Source organism: Mesorhizobium sp. SP-1A (genome assembly GCF_032460275.1).
In the GTDB taxonomy this organism is placed as follows: domain Bacteria; phylum Pseudomonadota; class Alphaproteobacteria; order Rhizobiales; family Rhizobiaceae; genus Mesorhizobium.
The window spans coordinates 83,297-108,787 of record NZ_JAVXZD010000010.1 but is presented as its reverse complement, the minus strand read 5'-3'; the positions used below and the strand labels follow the sequence as shown (position 1 = coordinate 108,787).

At 63.4% G+C, this 25,491-nt stretch carries 27 protein-coding genes; 19 read left to right on the top strand and 8 right to left on the bottom strand.

All coding sequences use genetic code 11. The annotated features are described in order from the left end of the window. Positions 1 to 4: 4 nt before the first annotated feature. Positions 5 to 658 (bottom strand): hypothetical protein, encoded by a 654-nt coding sequence (locus QU595_RS27745; RefSeq protein WP_315928112.1) that lies wholly within the window; start codon positions 656 to 658, stop codon positions 5 to 7. Next, positions 655 to 954 carry a DUF3572 domain-containing protein gene (locus QU595_RS27740; protein ID WP_315928110.1) on the bottom strand — a complete coding sequence of 100 codons (300 nt, stop codon included), beginning with the start codon at positions 952 to 954 and terminating at the stop codon, positions 655 to 657. The genes QU595_RS27745 and QU595_RS27740 overlap by 4 nt, the downstream gene beginning before the upstream one ends. 237 nt (positions 955 to 1,191) lie before the next feature. On the opposite strand from QU595_RS27740, the gene QU595_RS27735 reads away from it, so the two are divergent. The 3 genes from QU595_RS27735 to QU595_RS27725 all read left to right on the top strand — a co-directional run bounded on the left by QU595_RS27735 (position 1,192) and on the right by QU595_RS27725 (position 3,954). Further along, entirely contained in the window at positions 1,192 to 1,563 is a 372-nt protein-coding gene (locus QU595_RS27735) for a response regulator (protein ID WP_315928108.1), read from the top strand. Between the two features lie 33 nt (positions 1,564 to 1,596). After that, the gene (locus QU595_RS27730; RefSeq protein ID WP_315928106.1) at positions 1,597 to 2,970 is read left to right on the top strand and encodes a PleD family two-component system response regulator; all 1,374 of its coding nucleotides are present in this window, start codon (positions 1,597 to 1,599) and stop codon (positions 2,968 to 2,970) included. A 408-nt stretch (positions 2,971 to 3,378) separates the two neighbouring features. After that, entirely contained in the window at positions 3,379 to 3,954 is a 576-nt protein-coding gene (locus QU595_RS27725) for a molecular chaperone DnaJ (RefSeq protein ID WP_315928104.1), read from the top strand. Between the two features lie 40 nt (positions 3,955 to 3,994). On the opposite strand, the gene QU595_RS27720 is transcribed toward QU595_RS27725, so the two are convergent. Beyond that, entirely contained in the window at positions 3,995 to 5,401 is a 1,407-nt protein-coding gene (locus tag QU595_RS27720; protein ID WP_315928102.1) for a D-alanyl-D-alanine carboxypeptidase, read from the bottom strand. 262 nt (positions 5,402 to 5,663) lie between these two features. On the opposite strand from QU595_RS27720, the gene QU595_RS27715 reads away from it, so the two are divergent. The 3 genes from QU595_RS27715 (at position 5,664) to clpA (ending at position 9,063) form a co-directional block, all read left to right on the top strand. Then, on the top strand, positions 5,664 to 5,990 hold the full coding sequence (locus tag QU595_RS27715) for a phasin family protein (protein ID WP_315928100.1): 327 nt from the start codon (positions 5,664 to 5,666) through the stop codon (positions 5,988 to 5,990). A gap of 277 nt (positions 5,991 to 6,267) precedes the next feature. Next, entirely contained in the window at positions 6,268 to 6,594 is a 327-nt protein-coding gene (gene clpS, locus QU595_RS27710; protein ID WP_315928098.1) for an ATP-dependent Clp protease adapter ClpS, read from the top strand. A 6-nt stretch (positions 6,595 to 6,600) separates the two neighbouring features. Further along, complete coding sequence (gene clpA / locus QU595_RS27705) at positions 6,601 to 9,063, top strand: ATP-dependent Clp protease ATP-binding subunit ClpA (RefSeq protein WP_315928096.1); 2,463 nt, start codon at positions 6,601 to 6,603, stop codon at positions 9,061 to 9,063. A gap of 64 nt (positions 9,064 to 9,127) precedes the next feature. Here the strand turns inward: clpA and QU595_RS27700 are convergent, their stop codons facing one another. Continuing rightward, a complete protein-coding gene (locus QU595_RS27700; protein WP_315928094.1) occupies positions 9,128 to 10,228 on the bottom strand; it encodes a phosphatase PAP2 family protein in 1,101 nt (366 codons plus the stop codon). A 120-nt stretch (positions 10,229 to 10,348) separates the two neighbouring features. Then, positions 10,349 to 10,774 (bottom strand): HIT family protein, encoded by a 426-nt coding sequence (locus QU595_RS27695; RefSeq protein WP_315928091.1) that lies wholly within the window; start codon positions 10,772 to 10,774, stop codon positions 10,349 to 10,351. Positions 10,775 to 10,887: 113 nt separating this feature from the next. Between QU595_RS27695 and QU595_RS27690 the strand changes: the two genes are divergently transcribed. Then, entirely contained in the window at positions 10,888 to 11,220 is a 333-nt protein-coding gene (locus QU595_RS27690; protein WP_410000587.1) for a DMT family transporter, read from the top strand. Positions 11,221 to 11,226: 6 nt separating this feature from the next. Here the strand turns inward: QU595_RS27690 and QU595_RS27685 are convergent, their stop codons facing one another. Genes QU595_RS27685 through QU595_RS27675 form a run of 3 tightly spaced genes read right to left on the bottom strand, consistent with a single transcriptional unit; the run spans position 11,227 to position 13,698 of the window. Further along, complete coding sequence (locus tag QU595_RS27685) at positions 11,227 to 12,444, bottom strand: GNAT family N-acetyltransferase (RefSeq protein ID WP_315928087.1); 1,218 nt, start codon at positions 12,442 to 12,444, stop codon at positions 11,227 to 11,229. A 44-nt stretch (positions 12,445 to 12,488) separates the two neighbouring features. Beyond that, a complete protein-coding gene (locus tag QU595_RS27680) occupies positions 12,489 to 13,226 on the bottom strand; it encodes a glycerophosphodiester phosphodiesterase (RefSeq protein ID WP_315928085.1) in 738 nt (245 codons plus the stop codon). 7 nt (positions 13,227 to 13,233) lie between these two features. Continuing rightward, entirely contained in the window at positions 13,234 to 13,698 is a 465-nt protein-coding gene (locus tag QU595_RS27675) for a RidA family protein (RefSeq protein ID WP_315928083.1), read from the bottom strand. Between the two features lie 138 nt (positions 13,699 to 13,836). Between QU595_RS27675 and QU595_RS27670 the strand changes: the two genes are divergently transcribed. The 12 genes from QU595_RS27670 to fabZ all read left to right on the top strand — a co-directional run bounded on the left by QU595_RS27670 (position 13,837) and on the right by fabZ (position 25,487). Then, on the top strand, positions 13,837 to 14,667 hold the full coding sequence (locus QU595_RS27670; RefSeq protein ID WP_315928081.1) for a cell envelope integrity EipB family protein: 831 nt from the start codon (positions 13,837 to 13,839) through the stop codon (positions 14,665 to 14,667). 18 nt (positions 14,668 to 14,685) lie between these two features. Further along, positions 14,686 to 14,973 (top strand): DUF4031 domain-containing protein, encoded by a 288-nt coding sequence (locus tag QU595_RS27665; RefSeq protein ID WP_315928079.1) that lies wholly within the window; start codon positions 14,686 to 14,688, stop codon positions 14,971 to 14,973. A 214-nt stretch (positions 14,974 to 15,187) separates the two neighbouring features. Further along, positions 15,188 to 15,985, top strand: coding sequence for a 30S ribosomal protein S2 (gene rpsB / locus QU595_RS27660; protein ID WP_315928077.1), 798 nt, complete (start codon positions 15,188 to 15,190; stop codon positions 15,983 to 15,985). A gap of 122 nt (positions 15,986 to 16,107) precedes the next feature. Then, the gene (gene tsf / locus QU595_RS27655; protein ID WP_315928075.1) at positions 16,108 to 17,028 is read left to right on the top strand and encodes a translation elongation factor Ts; all 921 of its coding nucleotides are present in this window, start codon (positions 16,108 to 16,110) and stop codon (positions 17,026 to 17,028) included. A 166-nt stretch (positions 17,029 to 17,194) separates the two neighbouring features. Further along, positions 17,195 to 17,917 (top strand): UMP kinase, encoded by a 723-nt coding sequence (gene pyrH, locus QU595_RS27650; protein WP_315928073.1) that lies wholly within the window; start codon positions 17,195 to 17,197, stop codon positions 17,915 to 17,917. A 57-nt stretch (positions 17,918 to 17,974) separates the two neighbouring features. After that, complete coding sequence (frr, locus tag QU595_RS27645) at positions 17,975 to 18,529, top strand: ribosome recycling factor (protein WP_315928071.1); 555 nt, start codon at positions 17,975 to 17,977, stop codon at positions 18,527 to 18,529. A 30-nt stretch (positions 18,530 to 18,559) separates the two neighbouring features. After that, positions 18,560 to 19,291, top strand: coding sequence for an isoprenyl transferase (locus QU595_RS27640; RefSeq protein ID WP_315928069.1), 732 nt, complete (start codon positions 18,560 to 18,562; stop codon positions 19,289 to 19,291). Positions 19,292 to 19,296: 5 nt separating this feature from the next. Continuing rightward, positions 19,297 to 20,115: a phosphatidate cytidylyltransferase gene (locus QU595_RS27635; RefSeq protein ID WP_315928067.1), complete on the top strand. Its 819-nt coding sequence runs from the start codon at positions 19,297 to 19,299 to the stop codon at positions 20,113 to 20,115. 53 nt (positions 20,116 to 20,168) lie between these two features. Continuing rightward, positions 20,169 to 21,311, top strand: coding sequence for an RIP metalloprotease RseP (gene rseP, locus QU595_RS27630; RefSeq protein WP_315928065.1), 1,143 nt, complete (start codon positions 20,169 to 20,171; stop codon positions 21,309 to 21,311). 218 nt (positions 21,312 to 21,529) lie between these two features. Next, complete coding sequence (gene bamA, locus QU595_RS27625; protein WP_315928063.1) at positions 21,530 to 23,902, top strand: outer membrane protein assembly factor BamA; 2,373 nt, start codon at positions 21,530 to 21,532, stop codon at positions 23,900 to 23,902. Positions 23,903 to 23,977: 75 nt separating this feature from the next. Then, positions 23,978 to 25,030 (top strand): UDP-3-O-(3-hydroxymyristoyl)glucosamine N-acyltransferase, encoded by a 1,053-nt coding sequence (lpxD, locus tag QU595_RS27620; protein WP_315928061.1) that lies wholly within the window; start codon positions 23,978 to 23,980, stop codon positions 25,028 to 25,030. Further along, positions 25,023 to 25,487, top strand: a complete 465-nt coding sequence (gene fabZ / locus QU595_RS27615) for a 3-hydroxyacyl-ACP dehydratase FabZ (protein WP_315928059.1) — start codon at positions 25,023 to 25,025, stop codon at positions 25,485 to 25,487. The genes lpxD and fabZ overlap by 8 nt, the downstream gene beginning before the upstream one ends. The last annotated feature ends 4 nt before the right edge of the window (positions 25,488 to 25,491 follow it).

The window sequence follows — 25,491 nt, the reverse complement described above, 5'->3', positions numbered from 1 at the left end:
TCGGCTACAGGCTCAGCGCTTCGGCGATGCGCGGCGTGGCCTCCTTCCAATCCCAAACGACGTGGAGGTCGTCCGGCAGGGGCGGCAGGAATTCGCGCAACGAATTGTCGGCCATGAGGTGGAAAAGGTGGGCGTCCGCCACCGACTGGCGTACCGAGACGTGGTTCGGCGGCTGGTCGTCCACGAAAGCCACCGGCCTGTTCTTTGCGCCGCGCAGCTTCGCGACCGCCGGTCCCTTGGCCATCTCGGTGGTCAGCAGCGGGTAATGCAGGCCAAGGGCGTCGAGATGCGCCCTGCGGGTGGCGCGGTGGCGGTGGGGCATGGCGGTGAGCATGACGATCTCGGCGTCGCCGCCGAGCCGTTCGAGGGCCTCGGCCGCGCCGTCGGTGATGCCTTGCCATTCCGCCTGCCGATGGAAGAACTCGTCGAGCAGGTTCCATACCTCCGCCTGGTCCACCAGCCTGCCCGTGCCGCGTTCGACGACGTTTCCGGTAAGGCGGAAGGAGACCATAGTGAGATCGAAGCCGCGCTGGTCCAGGAAGCGCGGAAACGGGCGGATGAATTCCAGCAGCACGTCGTCCACGTCGAGCACCAGCAACGGACGGTCGTCCGCGGCAAGCTCCTCGATCTGGCGTGCGGTCTCGGGGTCGTCGCTCATGTGGAACGCTCGTGGTTGTCGTTGCCGTGGGGCAGGGCGCGCAGCGCCTTGCCGACTGCCTCCGGCGGGGTTCCGGTTTCCTGCGAGAAGCGCATGAGGGTCGGCTCATGCGCGAGGATGAATTGCAGCACCCCTGCCAGGAAACCCGGCTCGGCGGCCGCCTGCCGGACCGATGCCGCTTCGATGCCGGTGATTGCGAGGAAGCGGCCGAGCAGTTCGGGGTCGGAGGCTATGAAGCCCAGCGCACCGATCGCCACGGCCTCGGCCTCCCCGCGCATTGACGCTGGATTTGCCATCGCTACCTTCTTGGCTGCGGAACGAGGTTGAGTCGCGTTCCGAAGTAACGGCAAGAGCGGCTTGCGGCAAGCCGCTGGTTTCCCCGGAAACGGAATCCGGCGAAACGTGAGACTTTCAAGCGGCCGGTTTCCGTTTCGTCAATTATCTTGGCGTAGCGTGACAACGGGTTTGGGTGTGCTCTCGTGAGGGCGCAGGCGGCCGCTTCCGCAGGGAAAACGCCGCTGGGACGGGATTCGATGTCGAAGAAGGTCATGATCGTCGAGGACAACGAGCTCAATATGAAGCTCTTCCGCGATCTCATCGAGGCAAGCGGTTACGAGACGGTACGCACCCGCAACGGGCTGGAGGCGCTGGATCTGGCGCGCGCGCACAAGCCCGATCTCATTTTGATGGACATACAGTTGCCCGAGGTTTCGGGCCTCGAAGTGACGAAATGGCTGAAGGAGGATGACGATCTGCATGTCATCCCGGTCATCGCCGTCACCGCCTTCGCCATGAAGGGCGATGAGGAGCGCATCCGGCAAGGAGGCTGCGAGGCCTATATTTCCAAGCCGATCTCGGTGCCCCGTTTCATCGAAACCATCAAATCCTATCTGGGCGACGCCTGAGGTGCGCCCTGTGCAGAGCCGGAGCCGCATGAGATGACCGCCCGAATTCTCGTCGTCGATGATGTTCCGGCCAATGTGAAGCTGCTCGAGGTCCGGCTGCTGGCCGAATATTTCGAGGTGCTGACCGCGACCAACGGGCCGGATGCCATCGAGACCTGCGAGAACGGCAAGGTGGACGTGGTTCTGCTCGACGTGATGATGCCGGACATGGACGGATTCGAGGTGTGCCGGCGGCTGAAGCGCGATCCGGCCACGTCGCATATCCCGGTGGTGATGATCACCGCGCTCGACCAGGTTTCCGATCGCGTGCGCGGGCTGGAGGCCGGCGCGGACGACTTCCTGACCAAGCCGGTCAACGATCTCCAGCTCATGACGCGGGTCAAGAGCCTGGTGCGGCTGAAGATGCTGACCGACGAGTTGCGCCTGCGTGCCTCCACCACGCGCAACATCGGCATAGAGGAGCTTTTGAGCCGCACTTTTGCCGGCGAGGACGCCCAGCCGAAAGTGCTTCTGATCGACGAGCGGAAGCCTTCGTCCGACCGTGTCCGCAAGATGCTCGGCGCCGTCGCCGATCTGGACGTGGTCGCCGACCCGCATGCCGGCTTCTTCCAGGCGGCGGAGCTCGCCTACGAATGCGTGCTGGTGTCGACGGGCTTCTCGGATTTCGATCCGCTGCGGCTGTGCTCGCAACTGCGCTCGCTCGATCGCACCCGCTTCCTGCCGATCATCCTGCTGGCGGAGCAGAACGAGGAAGAGCGCATCATCCGGGGCCTGGAGCTCGGCATCAACGACTATCTCATCCGCCCGGTCGATCAGCAGGAGCTGGTGGCGCGGCTGCGCACCCAGGTGCGGCGCAAGCGCTACAACGACCGCTTGCGCGCCAGCGTGACGCAAACCATCGAAATGGCGGTGACGGACGGCCTGACGGGCCTGCACAACCGCCGCTACCTGGACAGCCATCTGCAAACCTTGTTCGAGCGCGCGGTGGCGCGGCGGCGGCCGCTGTCGGTGATGATCACCGATCTCGACCGCTTCAAGTCCATCAACGACAGCCATGGCCATGACGGCGGCGACGACGTGCTGCGCGAATTCGCCCGGCGCCTGCGCAAGAACGTGCGCGGCATCGACCTGGCCTGCCGCTATGGCGGGGAGGAGTTCGTGGTGGTCATGCCGGATACCGACGGCGAGGTGGCCGAGATGGTGGCCGAGCGCATCCGCGCCCAGATTGCCGGCGTGCCGTTCGCGGTGGGCACCGAAGGCAAGACGGTCGAGGTGACGATCAGCGTCGGCGTTTCCTCGCTGCTCAAGGGACTGGACAGTTCGGAAGCCTTGATGAAGCGGGCCGATCTGGCGCTCTACGAAGCCAAGAACGGCGGCCGCAACCGGGTCGTCGCCAAAGCCGCCTGAAGCATTTGCCGGCCTTTCGGGCGCCAGCTGCGGTTCGCAAGGGATTTACCTTAATCCAAGCGATTCGCGAGCCTTGGTTAAGAAACTGTTGATTTCCATAAGCTCTTGCGCAAATGTGAAATCATGCTTGTTGGACGACCGGACGAGGAAGCAACACCGGCGATCCTGTAAATACCCCATGATGCTCAGGTCCGCCGCATCTCCTGGGTCCGTGGGGTCGGCCGGCCGGCGCTGGCACTTAGTGGCCTCCTCGTACCGCTGCCAGAATGCCGACCGGCCCCCATTGCGCCTTCCATCAACGTGGTATCCCGTCAGCGTATTTGCCGATTGGCAGCATCGCCCTTTCCGGGCCATGATCGGGGCTTATGCAAACGTTCGTCTCGGTGCCGCTGCTCGGGACGGGAGAAAATGGGTGTATTGATTGCGATAGTCGCACTGTTGCTGGCGCTGTGCGCGCTTGCCATGCTTTTCCTGCGGGCCGATCCGCGCCGGCTTGCCGCGCGGTTGGGACGGCCGGCGGCGAAATCGCGAGGCCGCCGCTCGATGGTGCGCACCGCTGCTCTCGAAATGGAGCTCGATCACGACACCGGCAGGCTGGAAGGGCTGGTGCTGGCCGGCCGCGCCGAAGGCAAGATGCTGGGAGCGATGAAGCCGACGGAGCTCGGCCTGCTCTATCAGGAATTGCGCGGCGATCCAGAAACGCGGCAGTTGCTAGAGGCGTATCTTGACAGCCGACTTCCCGTCTGGCGCCGTGACGCTGAGCCGGATGACGGCGAAGGGCTGCGTGTTGCGCCACGTGCGGGCGCCATGACTAAGGAGGAGGCCTACAAGATCCTTGGTCTTGAAACGGGTGCCTCGCCTGCGGATATCCGCCAGGCGCACCGCCGCCTGATGCAGTGCCTGAACCCCGATGTCGGACGCGCGTCCTTCCTGGCGGCGAGGATCGACGAAGCCAAGGACGTTCTGCTCTCCACTCACGACTGATCTCCTTCGACGCGATACTTTACCCGGGAGGTGATTGCGTTCACTGCTGCACGGCGTAGCACTGGATCTTCTTTTTCTTCAGCGCATCGCAAGCCCGCCAGGCGGCAGTCTTGGAACCGAAGCCGCCGAAGCGCGCGCGATAGTAGGTCACGCTTCCTTTCTGGTACGACGAGGTGAAGCCGGTGGCGCTGGCGAGGGCCGCGCGGGCCTGCTCAACCGTCTGGTCAAGGATTGCCTGCGCACCCGCCTGTGTCGGCGCGGACGCAACCTGCACCACCCAGCCGCTCGGCGTATCCGATGACGAAACCGACGCGGTAGCGACCGGATCGACTTTCGGCTGTTCCGCATAAGCAGCCATGGCCGGAGCCTCGGGCTGCGGCGCAGCCTGAGGCGTCGGTGCGGGCGCAGGCGTCATCGCGGCGACCTTGACGGCCGGCCTTGCCGCCGGAACGACGGGCATGGAATCTTCGGCGGAAGCGACTTCTTCATCCTCTGCGGGGCGGCCGTCCGGCGTAGGCACGTCGGTCTTGGGCAGAAGCGTCTTCGACAGGGCAACCGCGGCAGAACCGTTGTCGGCACGACCGACCAGGGGACCGTTGCCGCGCGTGGACGCCTGCGGCAGGTAGGCGTCGATCAGCTTGGCCATCTGGTTGTCGCGGCTGGCGCCCGAGGTGCCCCCCATGACAACGGCGACGAGGCGGCGGTTGCCGTCGGCAACTGACGAGACCAGATTGAAGCCTGACATGCGGGTATAACCGGTCTTGATGCCGTCCACGCCCTTGATGCGGCCGAGCAGCCGGTTATGGCCGTTGATGCGGGTGCGGCCGAACATGAACGAGCGGGTCGAGAAATATCCGTAATATTGCGGAAAGTGCTCCCGCAGCGCGATGCCGAGGACCGCCATGTCGTGCGCGGTGGTGAACTGGCCGGGGTCGGGCAGGCCGTTGGCGTTGCGGAACACGGTGCCCGACATGCCCAGCGAGCGCGCCTTGGCCGTCATCAGCCGGGCGAAATTGCTCTCGGTGCCGCCCAGCAATTCGGCCAGCGCGGTCGAGGAATCGTTGGCCGACTTGGTCACCATGGACAGGATCGCCGTCTCGACGGTTACGGCAGAGCCGGCGCGGACGCCAAGCTTGGTGGGCGCCTGGGCGGCCGCGTGGGCGGAAAAGACGACCGGCGTGGTCTTGTTGATCCTGCCCTTGGTCATCGCCTCGAAGGTCAGGTACAGCGTCATCATCTTGGTCAGGGATGCCGGGTAACGGCGTCCATTGGCGTCTTTCGAATAGAGGACCTTGCCCGTCCTGGCGTCGATCACGATCGCGGCGTATTGCGCCGCCATGGAAGCCGACACGTCCGCTACGGCGAAGGTGACCGCCAGAGCCACTATCATCGCCGCCTTGAAGAAAGAGCCGGATTTGGAAACGATGCCCGACAACGCCTGACGCACTGTTTGTGTCCTTTGGATTTTTCGCCGCATTTAGTGGGGGTGGCAAAGGTCCGATCCCCGACTTTCAGTCCAAGCTAGCGGTGCAGCGTTACCAATCCGTTTATGGTAACCGCCGCGTTCACCATTTTCTTTCGGCTTGAGACAATCTTTATGAAAATGCGGCCTGCCGGGCGGCGAGGAAGAAGATTGACTTCTTGTGCATCGCAACATAAATTTCTGGCATCGCACAATGCAGCGGTTCCAACGTCGAAAGGACGCGCAGATGACCCAGACCTACGAAGATTTCAGCAAGTACGGTAAGGAATTCGCCGACAGCGGCCTCAAGAGCTTCGCCTCGCTTTCCAAGGGCGCGCAGGCCATCGCGGCCGAAGCGGCCGACTACGCCAAGAAGAGCTTCGAGAACGGCAGCACCTTCTTCGAGAAGCTGGCGACCGCCAAATCGTTCGACAGCGCCGTCGAAATCCAGACGGACTATGTGAAGCAATCCTACGAGGCTTTCGTGGCCGAGGCCACCAAGATCAGCGATCTTTATGCCGAGCTCGCCCGCGACGCCTACAAGCCTTTCGAGACGATCATCGCCAGGCAGTAGACCTTTTCGGTCCTGCCGCGACTCGGCATCGCTGAGTCGACGAACAACCCGGCCCGCGCAAGCGGCCGGGTTTTTTCATGCGGTATGCGCATATGTGACCAAAAGCCTGTGCCCCTGCTCAAAATCGCGGAACATTGTCCGACTAGCCATATTGTCAGGCAGGTAGAAGGGCTTAAAATCCCAAATCGAAAACCTACATGTCGGTTCGCAGGGGATTAGACCCAGAGGCAGGACTTCAGTGACGATCAGCCTAACAGCCACGAAGCAAGTGGCGCGAATGCAAAACGGCAACGGCGGCAACGGCACCGGCCGAGGCACCGCCGTCATCACGCGAACCAAGACCAAGACCAAAAGGCCCAGCCTCTACCGGGTTCTGATCCTCAACGACGACTACACTCCGATGGAGTTCGTGGTCCACGTGCTCGAACGGTTCTTCCAGAAGGACCGCGAAGCGGCCACGCGCATCATGCTTCACGTTCACAATCACGGCGTGGGGGAATGCGGGGTCTATACATACGAGGTGGCCGAGACCAAAGTGTCCCAGGTCATGGATTTCGCCCGACAGAACCAGCATCCGCTGCAATGCGTGATGGAAAAGAAGTGAGGTAAGATGCCGGCTTTCTCCCAAGGCCTCGAAAAGGCTCTTCACCAGGCATTGACGCTCGCAAACGAGCGTCATCATGAATACGCAACCCTCGAACACCTCTTGCTCGCCCTGATCGACGACAACGAGGCCGCGGCGGTCATGCGGGCCTGCAACGTCGATCTCGACGAGTTGCGCCAGACCGTCCTCAACTACATCGATACCGAACTCGACAATCTCGTCACCGGATATGACGAGGATTCCAAGCCCACTGCCGGTTTCCAGCGCGTCATTCAGCGCGCCGTCATCCATGTGCAGTCTTCCGGCCGCGAGGAGGTGTCGGGTGCCAACGTGCTCGTGGCGATCTTCGCCGAGCGCGAGAGCCACGCCGCCTATTTCCTGCAGGAACAGCAGATGACGCGCTACGACGCCGTCAACTACATCTCCCACGGCATCGCCAAGCGTCCGGGTTCTTCCGAGAGCCGCGCGCCGCGCGGCGCCGAGGAGGAGCAGGGCGGCGCGGCCGGGGATTCCCAGGAAGACGGCGGCAAGAAGAAGCAGCAGGACGCGCTGACCGCCTACTGCGTGAACCTCAATGCAAAGGCGCGGGCCGGCAAGATCGACCCGCTGATCGGGCGCGAGCCCGAAATCAACCGCACCATCCAGGTGCTGTGCCGCCGCTCCAAGAACAATCCGCTTTATGTGGGCGATCCCGGCGTCGGCAAGACGGCGATCGCCGAGGGCCTCGCCAAGCGCATCGTCGAAGGCGACGTGCCGGAAGTGCTCGAAGACGCAACCATCTTCGCGCTCGACATGGGCACGCTGCTCGCCGGCACCCGTTATCGCGGCGATTTCGAGGAGCGACTGAAGCAGGTCGTCAAGGAACTCGAAGAGTATCCCGGCGCCGTGCTGTTCATAGACGAGATCCATACGGTGATCGGAGCGGGGGCCACGTCCGGCGGGGCCATGGACGCCTCGAACCTGCTGAAGCCGGCGCTTTCCTCCGGCGCTATCCGCTGCATCGGGTCCACGACGTACAAGGAGTTCCGGCAGTTCTTCGAAAAGGATCGCGCGCTGGTGCGGCGCTTCCAGAAGATCGACGTCAACGAGCCGACGGTCGAGGATGCCATCGAGATCATGAAGGGCCTGAAGCCCTATTTCGAGGACTTCCACAAGGTCAAGTACACCAACGACGCCATCAAGGGCGCGGTGGAGCTTTCGGCCCGCTACATCAGCGATCGCAAGCTGCCCGACAAGGCCATCGACGTGATCGACGAGACCGGCGCCTCGCAGATGCTCCTGCCCGAGCAGAAGCGCAAGAAGACGATCGGCATCAAGGAGATCGAGGCGACCATCGCCACCATGGCCCGCATCCCGCCGAAGACCGTCTCGGCCGACGACGAGAAGGTGCTTGCCGGTCTCGACGTGGAGCTGAAGCGTGTCGTCTACGGCCAGGACACGGCGATCTCCGCGCTGGCATCGGCCATAAAGCTGGCACGTGCGGGCCTGCGCGAACCGGAAAAGCCGATCGGCTGCTACCTGTTTTCCGGCCCGACCGGCGTCGGCAAGACCGAAGTCGCAAAGCAGCTCGCCGCCTCGCTCGGCGTGGAGCTGCTGCGCTTCGACATGTCGGAATATATGGAGCGCCACACCGTCTCACGGCTGATCGGCGCGCCTCCCGGCTATGTCGGCTTCGACCAGGGCGGCCTGCTGACCGACGGCGTCGACCAGCACCCGCACTGCGTGCTGCTGCTCGACGAGGTGGAGAAGGCGCATCCGGATCTGTTCAACATCCTGTTGCAGGTGATGGACCACGGCAAGCTGACGGACCACAACGGCAAGCAGATCGACTTCCGCAACGTGATCCTGATCATGACCACCAATGCGGGCGCATCCGACATGCAGCGCGCGGCGATCGGCTTTGGCTCGACCAAGCGCGAAGGCGACGACGTGGAGGCGATCAATCGCCTGTTCACGCCGGAGTTCCGTAATCGTCTCGATGCCATCATCCCGTTCGGCTCGCTGCCGGTGCCGGTGGTGCATCAGGTGGTGCAGAAGTTCGTCATGCAGCTGGAGGCGCAGCTCGCCGATCGCGGCGTGACCTTCGATCTCGCGCCCGAGGCGATCGCCTGGCTGGCCGAGAAGGGTTACGACGAGCGCATGGGCGCACGCCCGCTCGGACGCGTCATCCAGGAGCACATCAAGAAGCCGCTGGCGGACGAAGTGCTGTTCGGCAAGCTCAGGAAGGGCGGCACCGTCCGCATCACCGTCGAGAAGAAGGAGACCGGCGAAACCGGCCTGAAGCTGGAATCGCTGGCCGACGAGGGGCTGGTGAAGCCGCGGAAAGAACCGGAGGAGCGGCAGCCGAAGCCTCGCAAGGCGCAGAAGAAGCCGGCGGCCAAGAAGGCCGCGGCGCAGAAGCCCGCTTCAAGGCCGAAGGACGGAGGCGGCAAGCGCAGCCTCGTGCCGCAACTGCCGCGCAAGGGCTGAACTTTGCCAGGTAACGCATAGGAAAAGGCCCCGCATCGGGGCCTTTTCTGCATCGAGACGCTGGTCAGACGGACGATAGGGCGGACGGTGTCGCGCGGTTGAGAATACGGCCGACGCCAGCCCAGATCGCTACGGCGATGAGGCCACCGCCATAGGCATCCAGGCCATAGTGCCAGCCGAGCACGACGGAACCGACGGTGATTGTCGCCGCGAACAGCCAGGCCATAACGCCGACGAGCCACGATCGGCGGGAAGCATAAATGGCGATCAGCACGGACGTTCCGACGTGGAGGGACGGAAAAGCGGATATGCCGAGGTTGCCGTTGCGGAGTCCTTTGTACCCGCTCCACAGCATGTCCTGCGTGGAGAGCGCCCAGATCGGATAGGATTGGTTCGCATGCGCCAGCGCTTCCATCAGCGGCTGGTAGCGGTCGCCGAGGTTAAGGCGCTGGAAATAGCACGGTCCGGCGGATGAAAAGAGCATGGCGACGAAGAATCCGCCGATCAGCCAGAGCGAAAGCAGGCTGAGCAGGTACTGATGGCGCAGCTTTGTATCCTTGACCGTAATCGAGGCGGCGAAGGTCGTGCCGAGCAGGACGATGAACCACAGATTATAGACGATGTTCAGGGCATAGACGGCGGCAGGGCGTTCGATGAACCACCAGAGCCACTCGTATGGTGCCCGACCGAAATGCAGGGCCAGACCCCAATCGGCCAGTGTGGCGTCCCACGAGAACGGCGCGAAATACGTGATCGCGCCTTTCAGGACGGAGAAGCCTGCTGCAAACGCGACGAAGGCGCCGATTCCGTTGACGGCGTTTGCCCACCGCTCGGCATTCATGAAGAATTCGCCGATGCGTCTTGCGAAATGTCGAAGCGGCGAGCGCGCGCGCTCGACCAGTCCGAGCCACAGGAGATAGATGACGGCTGCGGCGCAACCGCCGATCCAGAAAGCAGACGTGATGTAGAAGCCGAACTCGCCGACGATGCCTATGTCAGGCCTGTTTCCCGTCAATGCGCCGACGCCGGCCGCCAGGGCGAGTGTTCCAAACGCCAACGCGTGGATATAGCGATGGCGCCAGGCGGCCGACTTGAATGCGAGGCCGACATTGCGTGTCCGCCCGCCCAACCACGTCGCAGAGTAGAGTTCAAACGCCTGAACCATGCCGCCTTCTTGCCGTGAGCCGGCGGCATTGTTAGGTGGAACCGTTTTCGATTTCGCTAATGCCTCGCCATTTCAGCGAGGATTGTTGCAACTCCGAAGCGCACATACGGGATAAGTGCTTTATTGCTGATGCAACGCTGCCCGGATCTTCTCGGCGTTGACGGCGAGCACCTCCGGCTTTTCCATCTGGCCGCTATGCGGCTTCAGCGGCACGCCGTCGAAGCGGGGGATGACATGGACATGCAGATGATAGACGGTCTGGCCAGAAGCCGGTTCGTTGAACTGGATGACGGTCACGCCGTCGGCGTTGAAAGCCTTTTTCACGGCATTCGCCACCTTCTGCACGGCGGCAAAGAGCGGTCCGAGCGTTGCCTGGTCGGCGTCCAGCAGGTTGCGGGAAGGGGTCCTGGGCACCACCAGCACGTGTCCGGTTCCCTGCGGCATGACATCCATGAACGCGATCACCGCATCGTCCTCGTAGACCCGTTGCGACGGCAATTCGTCACGCAGGATCTTCGCAAAGATGTTGGTACTGTCGTAGGCCATGATCTGTCTCTCGCCGCTTTGATGCCGGTATTCTATGCGTCCCGGCATATTTGTCCGGCACGCCATTCCAAATCAATGGGTGGTCAAATCAACGGACGGGGAAAGCCGCGATGTTGCGCAACTATATCTACCTGATCGTCGCCATCATGTTCGAAGTGATGGCGACCACCGCGCTGAAGCAGACAGAAGGCTTCAGCCGCCTCGTTCCGTCGCTTGTGACGATGTCGGGCTATGCACTGGCCTTCTATTTCCTGTCGCTGGTGCTGCGCACCATGCCTGTGGGCGTCGTGTATGCGCTCTGGTGCGGCGCCGGAATCATCTTCATCACCGCCATAGGCTGGATCTGGTTCCGCCAGGCGCTTGATCTGCCGGCACTGGCGGGCATGGGGCTCATCCTGGCAGGGGTCGCGGTCATCAACCTGTTTTCCAAGACCCTGGTGCATTGACGCGGCCTATTCGAGGCCGGCAATTTCGCCTTTGCGAAACGGGGTATGCTCTTCCAGATAGGTGCCCATCTGCGCCACTTCGCGCCGCTCGCGCAGCAGGTAGTCCGCTACCGCCCGCCGCAGGCCCGGATGGGCGATGTAGTGCGCGGAATGCATGGTGACCGGCCGATAGCCGCGGGCGAGCTTGTGCTCGCCCTGCGCGCCGGCCTCCACCACCTTCAGCTTGCGTGCGATCGCGAAGTCGATCGCCTGATGATAGCAGACCTCGAAATGCAGGAAGGGGTGGTCCTCGATGCAGCCCCAGTTGCGGCCGTAGAGCGCGTCGGAGCCGATGAAGTTGATGGCTCCGGCGATGTAGCGGCCGTCGCGCCTGGCCATTACCAGCAGGATATCGTCCGCCATGCGTTCGCCGACCAGCGAAAAGAAGCGGCGGTTGAGATAGGGCCGACCCCATTTGCGGCCGCCCGTATCCATGTAGAAGGCGAAAAAATCGTCCCAGACCCGTTCGGTCAGGTCGCTGCCGGTCAGCCAATCCACGGCAATGCCGCCGGCCAGAGCCTCGCGCCGCTCCTTCTTCAGCGCCTTGCGCTTGCGTGACGCCAGCGTGGCGAGGAAGTCGTCATAGGTCGAAAAGCCCTCGTTTAAGAAATGGAACTGCTGGTCGGTACGGTGCAGGTAGCCGGCCGCCTCCAGCGTCTCCACGTCGCCATGGGGCGCAAAGGTCACATGAGCGGAGGAAATCCCGAGCTTGTCGGTCACCACTTTGAGGCCGGCCGCCAGTCCGGCCTTGACGGATGCCTCGTCCTCGCCGCGAGCGACCAGCAGGCGCGGACCAGTGACCGGGGTGAAAGGCACCGCGCATTGCAGCTTGGGATAGTAGTTTCCGCCGGCCCGCTCCAGCGCATCGGCCCAGCCATGGTCGAAGACGTATTCGCCCTGGCTGTGCGATTTGGCGTAACAGGGAATGGCGCCCACAAGCCTGCCGTCGGAGGTTTCGAGGCGGATGTGATTTCCCTGCCAGCCGGTGCGCGGCACGGCACAGCCTGCGTCTTCCAGGGAAGTCAGAAAAGCGTAGGAAAGGAACGGGTTGTAGCCGGATCCGGAACCTTTGCTCGTACCGGTCAGTCCGTTCCATTCGGCCTCGGTGAAGGCTCCGACGCCGGCCGCGATGCGCACGGAGAAATCCGTATGCTGTGCTTGCGTGCTGCCTTCGCCCTGATCCATGCGTCCTTACTTAAGCGCCATATGGCCCCGCACAAGTGCCGCGGTCAGGCGATCGCCGCCGGCCGGGCGAGATCGGGCTCGAAGCCCTCGAACGTCATCTGGTCGGCGTAACGGAAGGTCAGGTCAACCGCCGGCTGGTCGCGCACCGTCCAGGTGATGACCGGCATGGCGAGCTTCTCGCGCACGAAGCCGATGAAGCGGTTCGGCAGGTCGCCGGCCGCGTAGGAAACGAAGGTGATATCGTAGGCCAACATGGCGAAATGGGCCTCGATGTCCCGATTGCTCGTGCCATAGGCGGTTAGCCCGCCCGGTATCCCCGGCGCCAGGCTCGGGAACTGGCGGATCAGCCAATGATCGAAGGACATGATTGCGGCCTTGCCGTCATAGCGCCTCAGCCGCTCGGCGACGGCGGCCACCAGTCCCTCGTCGCGGCCCGGCGTGCCTTTCAACTCGATGACCAGCGGCACGCGTCCGTTCACGAGCGCCAGCAACTCGTCCAGCGTCGGCGCATGGTCGGCCGTGCCGCCGATGCGAAGCGCGGCCATTTCGGCGACGGTGCGCTGCCAGACGAAGCCGTCTTCCCCGGCCAGCCTCTTCAGGTCATGGTCGTGGAAGACGACCGGAACCCCGTCCGAGGTCAAATGGACATCGCATTCGATGGCGTAGCCCCGATCGGCCGCGCGTGCGAAAGCCGACAAGGTGTTTTCCCAGCAAGCCTTGTTGAGGTCGTGCAGGCCGCGATGGGCGACCGGCTGCGCGGTCAGCCAGGATAGATCAGCCATGATCCGCTCACTCGACCTCGATGACGGCGTCGATCTCGACGGCCGCGTTGAGCGGCAGCGCAGCCATGCCGACCGCCGCGCGGGCATGCCTGCCGCGCTCGCCCAGCGCCTCGGCGAGGAGATCGGACGCGCCGTTGGCGACCAGATGCTGCTCGTTGAAATCCGGCGCCGACGCAACGAACACGTTGATCTTCACGATGCGCCGTATCTTCTCGAGGTCACCCAGCGCCGCCTTCGCCTGCGCCAGTATGTTGATGGCGCAAAGCTTCGCGGCCTCCTTGCCGGCCGCGGTATCGACATCGCGGCCGAGCAGGCCCGCGACCGCCAGCTTGCCGTCCTTTAACGGCAACTGGCCGGACGGAAAAAGCAGATTGCCGCTTCTGACAAAGGGAACGTAGTTCGCGGCCGGCGCCGCCGCGACGGGCAAGGTGATGCCGAGATTGCTCAACCGGTTTTCGATTGTTTCGCTCATGGTAATTCCCTATTGCTTGAGGCGGCGCGTCGGCCCGGCCGAAATTGCTATTTTTGCCTCGCTTCCGCCACGACTTTTTTTAAGGTTGCCCATCTTTCCACGCAGCCGGCTGGCGGTTGCTACGTTCGGAGTTCATTCATGCGGGCAGTGCGCCTTCTTTTCAACGCCGCGCTGCTGGCGGTCGTTCCGATGGCGCAGGCCTTCGCCGTGCCGATGCTGCAGCCGCATCGGGCGGTCTACGACCTTTCGCTCGACAAGGCGTCGGACCGTTCCGGCATCACCGGCATCAGCGGCCGTATGGTCTATGAATTCAACGGCTCGCCCTGCGACGGCTATACGGTCAAGTTCCGTTTCGTCACGCAGATCAGCACCAGCGAGAACAGCCGCCTGACCGACCAGCAGACCTCCACCTTCGAGGATGCCCAGGGCAAGACGTTTTCGTTCGTGACCAAATCCTTCGTCGACCAGAACCTCGACAAGGAGGTCAAGGGCATGGCCACGCGTGAGCCGCAGGGCCTCAAGGTGGACCTGGAGAAGCCCAAGAAGAGCACGCTCGAACTGGCAGCCACCCAGTTTCCGACCCAGCACCTGGTCGAACTGATCGACAAGGCCAAGAAAGGCGACACCTTCTACGAGACCAACCTGTTCGACGGTTCGGAGGATGCCGACAAGGTCATGAGCACGACCGTGATCGTCGGCAAGCCTGCCGCCGTGGCAAAGGACGATCCGGAGCTGCCGGTCCTGGCCCGTCTCGGCAAGGACAAATACTGGCCGGTCGACATCGCCTATTTCGACCCCACCGACAAGAGCACCGGGGAAGAGGTGCCGCAATACCGGATTTCGTTCAAGCTGAACGAGAACGGGCTGACCCGCGACCTGGTCATGGACTATGGCGATTTCTCGATGACCGGCAAGCTGGTCAATCTCGCCCTGTTCGACCAGCCGTCGAAGAAGACCTGCAACCAGTAGGCGGGTGCCCGTCGCGCGATGGCGGTTTATGTCGATGCGGCGATCTGGAAGCATGAGGGGCTCTTATGGTGCCACATGCTCGCCGACGACGTGGCGGAACTGCACCGTTTCGCCACGACACGTCTCGGCATCAAGCTGTCCTCCTACCAGGGCCCGCCCAAGACATCGGCGCCGCACTACGACATCACCGGCCTGGAACGCGACCGCGCCGTGCGGCTGGGCGCTGTCGAGTGCAGCCGCGAGGAAATCGTCGCGGTGTTTCGGCGGGTGAAGGTGCCGAACGGGAAGGTGCACCGGCGGGGCTGATTTTTGCGCCGGCGGAGTTACGCTTGCATTTCCGCCTCATCCTCTTTATATGCCGCCGCATTCCACACACGGGCTTGGGTGTCCGGCCGGGAGAAATCCGGCGGAGACCTCCGGTGGCGGTGCAAGGCGAACCTTCCGAAAAGCTCTGGCTTTCGACCCGGTTTTCCCGAAGCCGTCAAACGTCCGTGGAGGCCAACCGGAAAGGAACTTGAGAATGGCTCTGCCTGATTTCAGCATGCGCCAGCTTTTGGAAGCTGGTGTTCACTTCGGCCACCAGACCCATCGCTGGAACCCGAAGATGGCGCCTTACATCTATGGCGCCCGCAACAATGTCCATATCATCGACCTGTCGCAGACGGTGCCGCTGCTGCACCAGGCGCTGAAGCAGATCTCCGACGTCGTTTCCCGCGGCGGCCGCGTGCTGTTCGTCGGCACGAAGCGCCAGGCATCCGACATCGTCGCCGACGCGGCCCAGCGTTCGGCCCAGTACTACGTCAACTCGCGTTGGCTCGGCGGCATGCTGACCAACTGGAAGACGATCTCCAATTCGATCCAGCGCCTGCGCAAGCTCGACGAACTTCTGGCCGGCGAGGCCCAGGGCTTCACCAAGAAGGAGCGCCTGAACCTCGAGCGTGAGCGCGAGAAGCTGGACAAGGCCCTCGGCGGCATCAAGGACATGGGCTCGACGCCTGACCTGATGTTCGTGATCGACACCAACAAGGAAGCGATCGCCATCCTCGAGGCCAAGCGTCTCGGCATTCCGGTCGTCGCCATCGTCGATTCCAACTGCGATCCGGACAAGGTCGATTTCCCGATCCCGGGCAATGACGACGCCGCGCGCGCCATCCAGCTCTACTGCGATCTGGTTGCGAAGGCCGCCATCGACGGCATCGCGCGCCAGCAGGGTGCGCTGGGCGTGGATATCGGCGCTTCGGCCGAGGCTCCGGTCGAGCCGGCGCTCAACGAGGCTTCCGCCAGCGAAGAAGCCGCGGGCGAGCAGCCGCAGGCCTGACGAGAAGGCCGCATGGAGCGGCCTTCATTCGCATGAAATCCCGGCGCGGTAGAGCGCCGTATCGCGGCGCATCGTCGGGTTCGATGATGCGCCTGCGCCGTTAAAAGACAAAGAGGCGACTTATGAGCATTTCAGCAGCACAGGTCAAAGAACTGCGCGACCTGACCGGCGCGGGCATGATGGACTGCAAGGCGGCCCTTGCGGAGACCAATGGCGACATGGAGGCGGCTGTCGACTGGCTGCGCAAGAAGGGCATCGCCAAGGCCGACAAGAAGGCCGGCCGCACCGCGGCCGAGGGGCTGATCGGCGTCGAGCCGGGGCTGCGCGAAGCAGCGGTGGTCGAGGTCAATTCCGAGACCGACTTCGTTGCCCGCAACGCGGCCTTCCAGGAAATCGTGACCGACGTCGCCAAGGTGGCGCTGGCGTTCGGCGACACCGAGGCCGTGGCCAACGCCAAATATCCGGGCTCGGACAAGACCGTGACCGAAACGATCAAGGACGCCGTGGGCACCATCGGCGAGAACCTCGGTTTCCGCCGTTCGGCCAAGCTCACCGTTCCCCAGGGCGCCGTGGCGACCTACATCCACAACTCCGTCGCCGACAATCTCGGCAAGCTCGGCGTGCTGGTGGCCATCGAGACGGCGGGAGACGCCCACAAGGCAAGCGCGTTCGCCCGGCAGGTCGCGATGCATGTCGCGGCGACCAACCCGCTGGCGCTGGACGTCGATGCCGTCGACCCGGCTGCCGTCGAGCGCGAGAAGGCCATCTTCGCGGACCAGGCGCGCCAGTCCGGCAAGCCCGAGAACATCATCGAGAAGATGGTCGAGGGTCGCATGCGCAAGTTCTACGAGGAAGTTGTGCTCATGAAGCAGGCCTTCGTCATCAATCCCGACGTGACCGTCGAGAAGGCGCTGCAGGAGGCCGAGAAGGAAATCGGCGCGCCGGCCAAGATCACCGCCTATCTGCGCTTCGCGCTGGGCGAGGGCATCGAGAAGGAAGAAAGCGATTTCGCCGCGGAAGTCGCGGCCGCCGTGAAAAAGTAACGGCGCTTCAAAAGCTTCCCGACATTTACGACTGGATTATGCAAGGGCGCCGCGTGACATCGCGGTGCCCTTCGTGTATCGGGACCGGGAAAATCAAGAAAATGCGTCGGGGTGACCCGGGCCGATATCTGGCCGGATCGTCCCGCGCTGCGGTTTCGAGGACCATATGAGCGGCAAACCCCTGTACCGGCGTGTCTTGCTGAAAGCGTCGGGCGAGGCGCTGATGGGCGATCAGCATTTCGGCATCGACGTGTCGGTGGTCGACCGCATCGCCGCCGACATAGCCGAGGCGAGGGCGCTCGGCGTCGAAGTGGGCGTCGTCATCGGCGGCGGCAACATTTTTCGCGGCGTGGCCGTGGCCTCCAAGGGCGGAGACCGCGTCACCGGCGACCACATGGGCATGCTCGCCACCGTGATCAATTCGCTCGCCTTGCGCACCTCGCTCGGCAAGATCGGCGTCGACGCCGTCGTGCTGTCCGCCATCGCCATGCCGGAACTGTGCGAGAGCTTCTCGCAGCGCCAGGCCACCGCCTATATAAACGAGGGCAAGGTGGTGATCTTCGCCGGAGGCACCGGCAACCCGTTCTTCACCACCGATTCGGCCGCGGCGCTGCGTGCTGCGGAGATCGGCGCGGATGCGCTGTTCAAGGGCACGCAGGTGGACGGCGTCTATTCGGCCGACCCCAAGAAGGACCCGACGGCGACGCGCTTCGAGCGCATTACCCATGACGAAGTCATAAAGCGCGGCCTGAGCATCATGGATACGGCTGCGATTGCGCTTGCGCGGGAAAACAACATTCCGATAATCGTCTATTCCATCCACGAGAAAGGCGGGTTCGGAGACATATTGAAGGGTGGCGGCCACTACACGGTCGTCACGGACGATTGATCCGCAGGGTTTTCCCTGATGCACAGTGCCTGCCGCGGGCAGGGACGGGAGATGGCAATGAGCAGCAATTACGACGATCTCAAGCGACGCATGGACGGGGCGATTGCAGCCTTCAGACACGACCTGGCGTCGCTGCGCACCGGGCGCGCTTCGAGCAACCTTCTCGACGCCATCCACGTGCAGGCCTACGGCTCCGCCATGCCGATCAACCAGGTGGCGACGATTTCCGTGCCGGAACCCCGCATGATCTCGGTTTCGGTGTGGGACAAGTCCATGGTCGGCGCGGTCGACCGCGCCATCCGCGAGGCGAATCTGGGCTTCAATCCGATCATGGACGGCACCAATCTGCGCATCCCGCTGCCGGAACTGAACGAGCAGCGCCGCAAGGAACTGGTCAAGATTTCCCATACCTATGCCGAAAATGCCCGGGTCGCGGCGCGCCATGTGCGACGGGACGGGATGGACTTCCTTAAGAAGGCCGAAAAGGACGGCGATATCAGCGAGGACGATCAGCGCAAGGAGTCTGACCGCGTCCAGAAGCTGACAGACGAGACGATCGCCACCATCGACAGCCTGCTTTCCGAAAAGGAAGCCGAAATCATGCAGGTTTAAGGACCGCAAAGTCGGCCCGAAAGCGAGACCATGACAACCCCGGGGGCAATGCCCGCGCATGTCGCGATCATCATGGACGGTAACGGGCGCTGGGCCAAGGCGCGCGGCCTGCCGCGCGTGGCCGGGCATCGCGCCGGGGTGGAAGCGTTGCGCGGGACGGTGCGCGCGGCGCCCGATTTCGGAATCTCCTATCTGACCGTCTATGCCTTCTCGTCCGAGAACTGGTCGCGCCCGAAATCCGAAGTCAGCGACCTGATGGGGCTTCTGAAGATATTCATCCGTCGCGACCTCGCGGAACTGCATCGCAACGGCGTGCGCGTGAGGGTGATCGGCGACCGGGAGGGACTTCAGCCCGACATCAAGGGACTGCTGGACGAGGCCGAATCGCTGACGGCGCAAAACGACGTCCTGACGCTGGTCATCGCCTTCAACTATGGCGGTCGTGACGAGATCGCCAGGGCCGCGCGCAAGCTGGCCGAGGCAGCCGTCGACGGCAGGATCGACGTGCGCTCGATCGACGCGGCGGTCTTTGCAGCAAGCCTTGATACGAACGGCATTCCCGATCCCGAACTGGTCATCCGCACCAGCGGGGAACTGCGCCTGTCGAACTTCCTGCCCTGGCAGACCGCCTATAGCGAACTGACTTTCCTGCCCTGCTACTGGCCCGATTTCACGCGCGATCATCTCGCCGAGGCGCTTCGAGACTTCGCCGGCCGCGAGCGGCGCTTCGGGGGCCTTGCCCCGCAAGACATCGCCCTGTGAGCGGCATGAGCAATTTGCAACTCCGTATCCTTTCGGCGCTGGTGCTGGCAGCGGTCGTGCTCGCCCTGGCTTTCGTCGGCGGCTGGCCGTTCCGGCTGCTGTCGGCGCTGATCTCGGCCGCGATATTCTTCGAATGGACGCGGATGACCCGGCCGCATGCCGGGTTCGGCGCCTTTGATCTTTTGACAGACCTGTCGATGGCGATCTTCGTCATCGCGCTCGCGGCAGGGCTTTCGGCGCGGATTTTGCTGATCCTGCTCGCCGTGCTTGTGGCGCTGTGTGCCGTTGCCGCCATTACGCGCGGCGCCGGGCGCTGGGCGGCTTCCGGCATCGCCTACGCTGGACTTTCCGGCTTTTCGCTGGCTTTCCTGCGCGACGGCGACCGTTCCGGCCTGTTGGCGATCCTGTTCCTGTTCGCCGTTGTCTGGGCGACCGACATCCTCGCCTATTTCGTCGGCCGGGCCGTCGGCGGGCCGAGACTGGCGCCTTCCATCTCGCCCGGCAAGACCCGGAGCGGCGCGCTGGGCGGTGCGGTCGGAGGCCTGCTGGCGGGGCTCGCCGTGGTTGTCGCAACCGGTGCCGGCGACGTCGTGCTGCTCGGTTTCGTGGCCCTGTTGCTGTCCGTGGTCGCGCAGGCTGGAGATCTGTTCGAATCCTGGGTCAAGCGGCGCCACGGATGCAAAGATTCCAGCGCCCTGATTCCGGGTCACGGAGGCGTGATGGACCGGGTGGATGGACTTGTCGCCGCGGCGTTGGCCCTATACGTCATCGGCAGTATCACCGCTTCCGTCGAGACGCCCGCCCAAGGGTTGTTTCCGGGCTGAGCGCCGGCTGGGCGGATTGCCGATCTTGCGGCCAATCAGAATGAGGACGTGAGTTGAGCGAAATCCTGAGTGCGGCATTCAGCACCGAAGGCTTCATCCTCGGCACGCTCGTGCCCTTTCTCTTCGTGTTGACCGTGGTCGTCTTCGTCCACGAAATGGGCCACTATCTGGTCGGGCGCCTGTGCGGCATCGGCGTGCAGGCGTTCTCGATCGGCTTCGGACCCGAACTGATCGGCTTCAACGACCGGCGCGGCACGCGCTGGAAGCTCTGCGCCGTTCCGCTCGGCGGTTACGTCAAGTTCGTCGGCGACATGAATGCCACCTCGGCCCAGCCGGGGGCCGACGAACTGGAGACGCTGAGCGAGGAGGAGCGCAAGGTCGCCTTCCACACGCAGCCGGTGTGGAAACGGGCCGCAACGGTGTTCGCCGGCCCGCTCTTCAATTTCCTGCTGACGGTGCTCGTCTTCGCAGTGCTGTTTGCCGCCTACGGCCGCTACGTCGCCGAGCCGATGGTGGCGCAGGTCACGGCAGGCAGCCCGGCGCAGCAGGCCGGCATCCAGCCCGGCGACCGATTCGTCAGCGTGGACGGCGCGAAGGTCGAGACTTTCGCCGATGTACAGCGGCTGGTTTCGGGACGGGCAGGCGACACGATCACCTTCGTCATGCTGCGCGACGGCAAGGACGTCACGGTGAAGGCCGCCCCCCGCTTGATGGAGCAGGAGGACGCGCTCGGCAACAAGGTCAAGGTGGCGGTCATCGGCGTCGTCAACAACCAGGAACTGGGTCAGCCGCGGCACATCACCTACAGCCCGGCGGAAGCGGTGGTCGCCGCCGTCCGGGAAACCGGACAGATCATCGAGCGGACCGGGCAATTCCTGAAGCGTTTCGCCGTCGGCCGCGAGGACAAATGCCAGCTCGGCGGGCCCGTCAAGATCGCGGGCATGGCCGGGCAGGCGGCCAAGATGGGCTTCGAATGGCTCGTGCAGCTGGTTGCGCTGCTGTCGGTCGGAATCGGCTTCCTGAACCTGCTGCCGATTCCGCCGCTGGACGGCGGGCATCTTGCCTTCTATGCCATCGAGGCGGTGATCAGGCGTCCCGTTTCGGAACGGACGATGGAAGCCATCTACAGGACAGGTTTGTTCCTCGTCCTCTGCTTCATGGGGTTCGTGTTCTGGAACGATCTGTTTGGATGCTGAAATCATGAAGAAATTTGGCCCGAGGCCGCTCCCGTCAATGCGCCGTTTACCATGACGGGGGATATGCGTGACGCGAAAGCCACGCTGGATGGGGAAGTAAATTCAAATTAACCAGAAGCCTTGCGTGTAAGGAAAATCCGGTTAATACGGTACGGGAAAAATACCGATAAGTCCGGTTTTCTCGCCGTGGGGACTTCGAGAAAAGGTAACATAGCCCTATGAAGGCAGCATCCAAGTTTCTGAGCGCCGCGTCCGCGGCGGCCCTGTCCGCCGCGCTTGTCGTGCCTGGCGCGCTCGCTGTACAGTTTGTTGCCGTCTCGTCCGCAGAGGCCGCAGTCGTCCGCAGGATCGAAGTGCGCGGCAACCAGCGCGTCGATGCGGACACGATCCGCAACTATATCCAGATCAAGCCCGGCAAGTCGTTCTCCAGTGCGGATATCGATTCCGCCGTGAAGGCGTTGTTCGGCACCGGCATGTTCTCCGACGTGCAGATCAACCAGGTGGGCTCCGCGCTCGTCGTCTCGGTGTCGGAGTACAAGGTCGTCAATCAGGTCCTGTTCCAGGGCAACAAGAAGATCAAGGACGCGCAGCTGTCGATGACGGTGCAGCTGAAGCCGCGCAGTTCCTTCTCGCAGGCGGCCGTCGATGCCGACGTCGAGGCGATCAAGGCCGCCTATCGCCATATCGGCCGCGACGACGCGCAGGTGACGGCCCAGACCATGGATCTGGGCGAGAACCGCGTGAATGTCGTCTACAACATCAACGAAGGCGAGCGCACCAAGATCGCGGCGATCAATTTCGTCGGCAATCACGCCTATTCGAGCCGCAGGCTCGCCGACGTGATCAGCACCAAGCGCTCCAATTTCCTGTCCTTCATCCTGCGCGACGACGTCTATGACGAGGACAAGCTGCGCGCGGACGAGGAGCAGCTCCGGCGCTTCTATTACAATCACGGCTATGCGGACTTCCAGGTCGTGTCGGCCGTCGGCGAACTCGACAACGCCACCAACCAGTACACCATAACCATCACGGTGAACGAAGGTGATCGCTACAAGTTCGGCGATATCAACGTCGACAGCTCGATCCCTGAGATCGACAGCAAGGCGCTCATGTCGGTCGTCGAGACGCAGAAGGGCGACACCTACAACGCCAAGGACGTCGAGGATTCGATCATCGCGCTGACCGAGCGGGTGGCGGGCCAGGGTTATGCCTTCGCCCAGGTGACCCCGCGCGGCGACCGCAATTTCGAAAACCACACGATCAACGTCACCTATACGATCGACCAGGGCGCCAAGGCCTATGTCGAGCGCATCGAGATCCGCGGCAACACGCGCACGCGCGACTATGTCATTCGCCGCGAGTTCGACGTCAGCGAAGGCGACGCATTCAACCAGGTTCTGATCCAGCGCGCCAAGAAGCGCCTGGAGGCCCTTGATTATTTTGAGAAGGTCGATATTTCGACCGCTCCGGGCTCCGAGCCGGACCAGGTTGTCCTGGTGGTCGATGTGGTCGAGAAGTCGACCGGCGAGTTCTCGATCGGTGCCGGTTATTCGACCGGCGGCGAGACGCCCGGCCCGACGATCTCGGGCTCGATCACGGAGCGCAACTTCCTCGGTCGCGGCCAGTTCATCCGGCTTTCGGCGGGCGGCGGCAAGCGTTCGCGCGACTTCGGCCTGTCCTTCACCGAGCCCTATTTCCTCGGCCAGCGCATCGCCGCGGGCTTCGACATCTACCGGTCGTCGCGCCAATACAAGAACGGCTACGACTCGGTGGTCACCGGGGGCACCGTGCGGTTCGGCTTGCCGATCACGCAGAACGTCACCACGCAGCTCGCGTACAACCTGTCTCAGGAAAAGTATGAGTTCGACGACAGCTGCCTTGACGTGAACGGTAATTACGATCCTGCAAAGTGCAGCATTTCGGCGCCCGTTCGGAACGCCATCACTGCTAATCCCGATTGGATAAAGTCGTCGGTCAGCGGCAACGTCATCTACAACACGATCGACGACGTGAAGAACCCGCACTATGGCATCTACGCCAATGCGGGCGTCGAGGTGGCTGGCCTCGGTGGGGATGCCAAGTGGGTGAAGTATACGGCGCGCGCTTCCGTCTATAACACGCTCTGGGAAGAGGGTGATGTCGTCGGGGTGCTGTCGGGTGGCGCGGGCTACATGCAGAGCTACGGCAGCAACGGTCTGCGCCTGTTCGACATGTTCCAGAGCAACGATCGCATGATCCGTGGCTTCGACTACAACGGCATTGGTCCGGCGGCTCCTGCCGGCAATGGCCAGTTCGACCATCTCGGCGGTACGACCTATTTCAATGCCTCCGCCGAGGCGCAGTTCCCGCTTCCGCTCGTTCCGGAAAGCATCGGACTGCGCGGCGCGGTCTTTGCCGATGCGGCAACGCTCTATGGCAATTCAATTCCCGACGCTGTCAATACCGGGATGAATTGGCGTGCGTCGGTCGGCGTCGGCCTGATGTGGGCCTCGCCTTTCGGCCCGCTGCGCATCGACTACGCGAAGCCGGTCAAGAAGGAAGCGACCGACGACGTTCAGGAATTTAATTTCGGCATATCGACCCGCTTCTGATTTGTGGGTATAGCGTCGCTTCCGGGCAGCAATGCCCGGAAGGTGCTATTCAACCCGGCAGGATATTGCTCTGGAATGACCGATCCGGTGTTCTTTGTGCCTTCACGCCGGTATACGGTGGCTGAAGTCGCGAACCTTACCGGTTCGGGCTTGACCAATCCCGCCTATGCCGACGCCATCATCGAAACCATCGCTTCGGCCGGCGACGGCGGCAAGCATGCGCTCGTCTTCGTCGATGGCAAGCGCAACGCGCCTCTGATGTCCACGCTCAAGGCGACGGCTGTTCTGTGCAACGCCGAGATCGCCGACATGGCGCCGGCGGGCATCGCGGTGCTCGTCCACCAGCGCCCGCAGCAGGCCTTCGCCATGATCGGCCGGCTCCTGTTCCCGGCGGCGGCGACCCCGGCGCCCATGACCTCCGAAACGGGTGTTTCGGAGCGTGCCGTGGTCGATCCCTCGGCGCAGATCGAGGCCGGAGCCATCATCGAGGCCGGTGCGGTGGTGGGGCCGGGCGTCGCCATAGGCAGCGGCACGGTCGTAGCGCCAAACGCTGTTGTCGGCCGCGACTGCCAGATCGGCCGCGACAGCTACATCGGACCCGGCGCCAGCCTGCAATATGCGCTGGTGGGCAACCGGGTGGTCATCCACGGCGGCGCACGGATCGGCCAGGACGGCTTCGGGTTCGTTCCCGGCGCCAAGGGGCCGGAACGCATGCCCCAGATCGGCCGGGTCGTCATACAGGACGACGTGGAGATTGGCTCCAACACCACGGTGGATCGCGGCGCCATGGCCGATACGGTCATCGGCGAAAGCACCAAGATCGACAATCTGGTGCAGATCGCGCACAACGTCCGCATCGGCCGCGGCTGCATCATCGCCGGCCATTGCGGCCTTTCCGGTTCGGTCACGCTGGGCGATTTCGTCATGCTGGGCGGCCGCGTCGGGATCGCAGACCACATCACCGTCGGAGACCGGGCGCAGGTGGCGGCTTCGTCCGGCCTGATGTACGACATACCGGCCGGCGAGCGCTGGGCAGGCCTTCCTGCGCAACCGATGCGAGACTTTTTCCGCGAGCTTTCGGCGATCCGAGCCTTCACCAAGCATGGAAGAGGTGACAAGCATGGCTGACGTGGCCGGGACCACGCTCGAGGCGGTCGACATCATGGGGCTGATGAAGCTCCTGCCGCATCGCTATCCCTTCCTGATGATCGACCGCATCATCGACATCGACGGCGACAACTCCGCCATCGGCGTGAAGAACGTCACGATCAACGAGCCGCATTTTCTCGGACATTTCCCGGACCAGCCGGTGATGCCAGGCGTACTCATCGTCGAAGCCATGGCGCAGACGGCGGGAGCCATCTGCATCCGCGCCGCGGGTGCGTCGAAACCTTCGCTGGTGTATTTTCTGACCATCGACGGCGCGAAGTTCCGCAAGCCGGTGGTTCCCGGCGACCAGCTGATGATCCATGTGCGCAAGCTCAGGAAGCGCGGCAACCTGCTCAAATTCGCCTGCGAAGGACTGGTGGACGGCCAGAAGGTGGCGGAGGCTGAGATCCAGGCCATGATGGTAGAAAACGATTGATTTC

Bases quoted from the DNA above. Each gene is read 5' to 3' on its own strand.
- QU595_RS27685 (WP_315928087.1), bottom strand. From the start codon at position 12,444: ATGGATCAGGGCGAAGGCAGCACGCAAGCACAGCATACGGATTTCTCC.
- QU595_RS27670 (WP_315928081.1), top strand. From the start codon at position 13,837: ATGCGGGCAGTGCGCCTTCTTTTCAACGCCGCGCTGCTGGCGGTCGTT.
- QU595_RS27635 (WP_315928067.1), top strand. From the start codon at position 19,297: ATGAGCAATTTGCAACTCCGTATCCTTTCGGCGCTGGTGCTGGCAGCG.
- lpxD (WP_315928061.1), top strand. From the start codon at position 23,978: ATGACCGATCCGGTGTTCTTTGTGCCTTCACGCCGGTATACGGTGGCT.
- QU595_RS27730 (WP_315928106.1), top strand. From the start codon at position 1,597: ATGACCGCCCGAATTCTCGTCGTCGATGATGTTCCGGCCAATGTGAAG.
- clpA (WP_315928096.1), top strand. From the start codon at position 6,601: ATGCCGGCTTTCTCCCAAGGCCTCGAAAAGGCTCTTCACCAGGCATTG.
- QU595_RS27725 (WP_315928104.1), top strand. From the start codon at position 3,379: ATGGGTGTATTGATTGCGATAGTCGCACTGTTGCTGGCGCTGTGCGCG.
- QU595_RS27735 (WP_315928108.1), top strand. From the start codon at position 1,192: ATGTCGAAGAAGGTCATGATCGTCGAGGACAACGAGCTCAATATGAAG.
- rpsB (WP_315928077.1), top strand. From the start codon at position 15,188: ATGGCTCTGCCTGATTTCAGCATGCGCCAGCTTTTGGAAGCTGGTGTT.
- QU595_RS27695 (WP_315928091.1), bottom strand. From the start codon at position 10,774: ATGGCCTACGACAGTACCAACATCTTTGCGAAGATCCTGCGTGACGAA.
- fabZ (WP_315928059.1), top strand. From the start codon at position 25,023: ATGGCTGACGTGGCCGGGACCACGCTCGAGGCGGTCGACATCATGGGG.
- QU595_RS27665 (WP_315928079.1), top strand. From the start codon at position 14,686: ATGGCGGTTTATGTCGATGCGGCGATCTGGAAGCATGAGGGGCTCTTA.
- QU595_RS27675 (WP_315928083.1), bottom strand. From the start codon at position 13,698: ATGAGCGAAACAATCGAAAACCGGTTGAGCAATCTCGGCATCACCTTG.
- bamA (WP_315928063.1), top strand. From the start codon at position 21,530: ATGAAGGCAGCATCCAAGTTTCTGAGCGCCGCGTCCGCGGCGGCCCTG.
- QU595_RS27700 (WP_315928094.1), bottom strand. From the start codon at position 10,228: ATGGTTCAGGCGTTTGAACTCTACTCTGCGACGTGGTTGGGCGGGCGG.
- frr (WP_315928071.1), top strand. From the start codon at position 17,975: ATGAGCAGCAATTACGACGATCTCAAGCGACGCATGGACGGGGCGATT.
- QU595_RS27745 (WP_315928112.1), bottom strand. From the start codon at position 658: ATGAGCGACGACCCCGAGACCGCACGCCAGATCGAGGAGCTTGCCGCG.
- pyrH (WP_315928073.1), top strand. From the start codon at position 17,195: ATGAGCGGCAAACCCCTGTACCGGCGTGTCTTGCTGAAAGCGTCGGGC.
- tsf (WP_315928075.1), top strand. From the start codon at position 16,108: ATGAGCATTTCAGCAGCACAGGTCAAAGAACTGCGCGACCTGACCGGC.
- QU595_RS27740 (WP_315928110.1), bottom strand. From the start codon at position 954: ATGGCAAATCCAGCGTCAATGCGCGGGGAGGCCGAGGCCGTGGCGATC.
- clpS (WP_315928098.1), top strand. From the start codon at position 6,268: ATGCAAAACGGCAACGGCGGCAACGGCACCGGCCGAGGCACCGCCGTC.
- QU595_RS27680 (WP_315928085.1), bottom strand. From the start codon at position 13,226: ATGGCTGATCTATCCTGGCTGACCGCGCAGCCGGTCGCCCATCGCGGC.
- QU595_RS27640 (WP_315928069.1), top strand. From the start codon at position 18,560: ATGACAACCCCGGGGGCAATGCCCGCGCATGTCGCGATCATCATGGAC.
- QU595_RS27715 (WP_315928100.1), top strand. From the start codon at position 5,664: ATGACCCAGACCTACGAAGATTTCAGCAAGTACGGTAAGGAATTCGCC.